This window comes from Streptomyces sp. NPDC058964 (assembly GCF_042741275.1).
Lineage (GTDB): Bacteria > Actinomycetota > Actinomycetes > Streptomycetales > Streptomycetaceae > Streptomyces.
Genome location: NZ_JBHYKH010000092.1, coordinates 2,834 through 6,192 on the forward strand (window position 1 = coordinate 2,834; position 3,359 = coordinate 6,192).

Annotated in this window: 1 protein-coding gene; it reads left to right on the forward strand. The window is 70.3% G+C overall.

The features are described from left to right. The first annotated feature begins 12 nt into the window (after nucleotides 1–12). Entirely contained in the window at nucleotides 13–3,264 is a 3,252-nt protein-coding gene (locus ACFW2E_RS14535) for a S8 family serine peptidase (RefSeq protein WP_384466252.1), read from the forward strand. Nucleotides 3,265–3,359 lie beyond the last annotated feature (95 nt).

Consider the following 3,359-nt stretch of genomic DNA (forward strand, 5'->3'; position numbering starts at 1 on the left):
CTCGCCGCCGCAATCCCCCCCCGGGCGGCGCCGACCCCCGCGCCGCGCCCCGCGGCCCCCCCCTCCCCCCACCCTACCACCCCCCCAAACCCCCTAACCCCCGCCCCCGGGGCCCCCCTCGACGCCAAGGGCCGGGTCGTCGGCCTGGAGCGGGCGAAGGGGCGCGAGCACATACCCTTCCAGCTCCGCAAGGCCGACGGGCACACCCTCGTCATTCCCGCCGACGCGGTGGGCCTGGTCGCCTCCGGCAGGCTGGACCAGCGGCTGTTCGACATCACCGAGCTGAACAAGGCCGCCACCCGCAAGTCCCTCAAGCACGGTCTCAAGGTCATCGTCGGCTACAGCGGTACCGCCGCGGCCACCAAGGCCGACGTCCGTGACGCGGGCACGCTGCGCCGCAGCCTGAAGGCGCTGAACGCGGACGCGGTGCAGACCCCGGTCAAGGACACGCACGAGCTGTGGGACGCGGTCACCAACGGGAACAGGACCGCCTCCGGCATCGCGCACGTCTGGCTCGACGGCGTCCGCAAGGCCAGCCTCGACAAGTCCGTGCCGCAGATCGGCGCTCCCAAGGCGTGGGCGGCCGGCTACACCGGCAAGGGCGTCAAGATCGCCGTCCTGGACACGGGTGTCGACACGACCCACCCGGACCTCAAGGACCAGGTGATCGAGTCCAAGAACTTCTCGGCCGCCGCCGACGCCACCGACCACTTCGGCCACGGCACGCACGTCGCCTCCATCGCGGCGGGCACCGGCGCCAAGTCGGGCGGCAAGTACAAGGGTGTCGCACCCGACGCGAAGATCCTCAACGGCAAGGTCCTGGACGACACCGGCTCCGGTGACGACTCCGGCATCCTCGCCGGCATGGAGTGGGCGGTCCAGCAGGGCGCCTCGGTCATCAACCTCAGCCTGGGCGGCTACGACACGCCCGAGATCGACCCCCTCGAGGCCGAGGTCAACAAGCTCTCCACCGAGAAGGGCGTCCTGTTCGCGATCGCCGCGGGCAACGAGGGCCCCGAGTCCATCGGTTCGCCGGGCAGCGCGGACGCCGCGCTCACCGTCGGTGCCGTCGACAAGAGCGACAAGCTGGCGGACTTCTCCTCGACCGGCCCGCGTGCCGGCGACGGCGCCATCAAGCCGGACGTGACCGCGCCCGGTGTCGACATCACCGCCGCCGCGGCCAAGGGCAGCGTCATCGACCAGGAGGTCGGTGAGAAGCCCGAGGGCTACCTGACCATCTCCGGCACCTCGATGGCGACCCCGCACGTCGCGGGCGCCGCCGCGATCCTGAAGCAGGAACACCCCGACTGGGGCTACGCCGAGCTGAAGGCCGCGCTGACCGGCTCCGCCAAGGGCGGCAAGTACACGCCGTTCCAGCAGGGTTCCGGCCGTATCGCGGTCGACAAGGCCATCAAGCAGTCCGTGATCGCCGACCCGGTCTCGGTGAGCTTCGGCATCCAGCAGTGGCCGCACACCGACGACAAGCCGGTCACCAAGCAGCTGACGTACCGCAACCTGAGCACCAAGGACGTCACGCTCGACCTGGCCACCACCGCGACCAACCCCAAGGGCCAGGCGGCTCCGGCGGGCTTCTTCAAGCTCGCCAGGACCAAGGTGACCGTCCCGGCGGGCGGCAAGGCCTCCGTCGGCTTCACCGTCGACACCAAGCTGGGCGGCACCCTCGACGGCGCCTACTCCGCGTACGTGACCGCGACCGGCGGCGGCCAGACCGTCCGCACGGCCGCCGCCGTGCAGCGCGAGGTGCAGTCGTACGACGTGACGCTGAAGTTCATCGGGCGGGACGGCAAGCCGGCGAAGTACTACAGCGCCGACCTGAGCGGTGTCGCGGGCCTGGCCAACGGCAAGGACCTCACGCCGTACGACCCCTCCGGCACGGTGAAGGTGCGCGCGCCCAAGGGCACGTACATCCTCGACTCCGGCATCTTCGCGGACCCGGAGGACGCCACCAAGGGCATCGACTGGATCGCGCAGCCGAAGCTGACCGTCGACAAGAAGCAGACGATCACGCTGGACGCGCGCAAGGCCAAGCCGGTGGACATCACCGTCCCCGACCCGGCCGCCAAGGCCGCCTTCGCCTACCCGGAGTTCGACCTGACGGTGGGCGACTCGTCCTACGGCTACGGGTGGTTCCTGGACTCGTACGACAACTTCCACACCGCCGGCCTCGGCCCGCAGCTCCCCGCCGGTCAGCTCTACCAGCAGTGGGACGCGCACTGGGCCAAGGGTGACAACGAGCAGTGGGACACCACGGCCGGCGCCGGGGTCAGGCAGTTCGCCACCGGCTACACCAAGCACTACAAGGCGAGCGACCTGTCCACGGTGAAGGTCGGCCTGGGCGCGGCGGCGAGCGGCAAGAAGGGGTCGGTCGGCGCGATCGGCTACCTGCCCCAGAGCAGCGGCGGCTCCGCCATCGCGATCCCGCAGCCCCTGCCCGGAACCCGGACCCTGCACCTGTCGGCGCTGGGCGGCGTGAAGTGGGGACTCGATTTCGAGCAGGACGGCGGAGTCGACCAGGACGGCTTCCCGATCGCCGAGGCGTTCTACACGCTGGGCGCGCCGCAGACCTTCGCGGCGGGCAAGAGCTACGAGAAGACCTTCAACACGGCGGTCTTCGGCCCGCACCTCAACGCCGACTTCGGCCTGTTCCGTGACGGCAACGGGATCTACGGCGTGGTGCCGCTGTTCTCCGACAGCAACAAGCACGCCGGGTCCTCGGTCTTCACCTCGGTGGACACCACCCTGTACCGCAACGGCACCAAGGTGGGCTCCAACAAGGACCCGCTGTTCGGCGGGGAGTCCTTCAAGGTCCCGGCCGGTGACGCCGAGTACAAGCTGACCACCTCGGTCAAGCGGACCGTCAAGGTCGCGGCCGCCTCCACGCGGATCGACGCGAGCTGGACCTTCCACTCGAAGAAGCCGTCCGGCGGCGACACCGCCAAGCTCCCGGCCTCCACCCTCCGCTTCAACGCCAAGACCGGCCTGGACAGCCGCGTCGAGGCCGACAAGACGGTCACCTTCCCGGTCACCGTGGAGGGCGCGGCCGCGGGCGGCAACCTGCAGTCGCTGTCGGTGTACGTGTCGTACGACTACGGCCAGACCTGGAAGAAGGTCGACGTGGTCAACGGCAAGATCACCGTCAAGAACCCGGCCAAGGGCAAGGCCATCTCGTTCCACGCGAAGATCGCCGACAAGAAGGGCAACAAGTCGACGATCTCGATCTACAACGCCTACTACGGCAAGTGAGCCGTAGCGGCCCAGCGGGCCGCCGAGTAGGCCCGGATCCACACGGGGGGGGGCGGCGGGCGCGAGGGCGCGGGGCGGGGGGGGGGGCGGGTGTG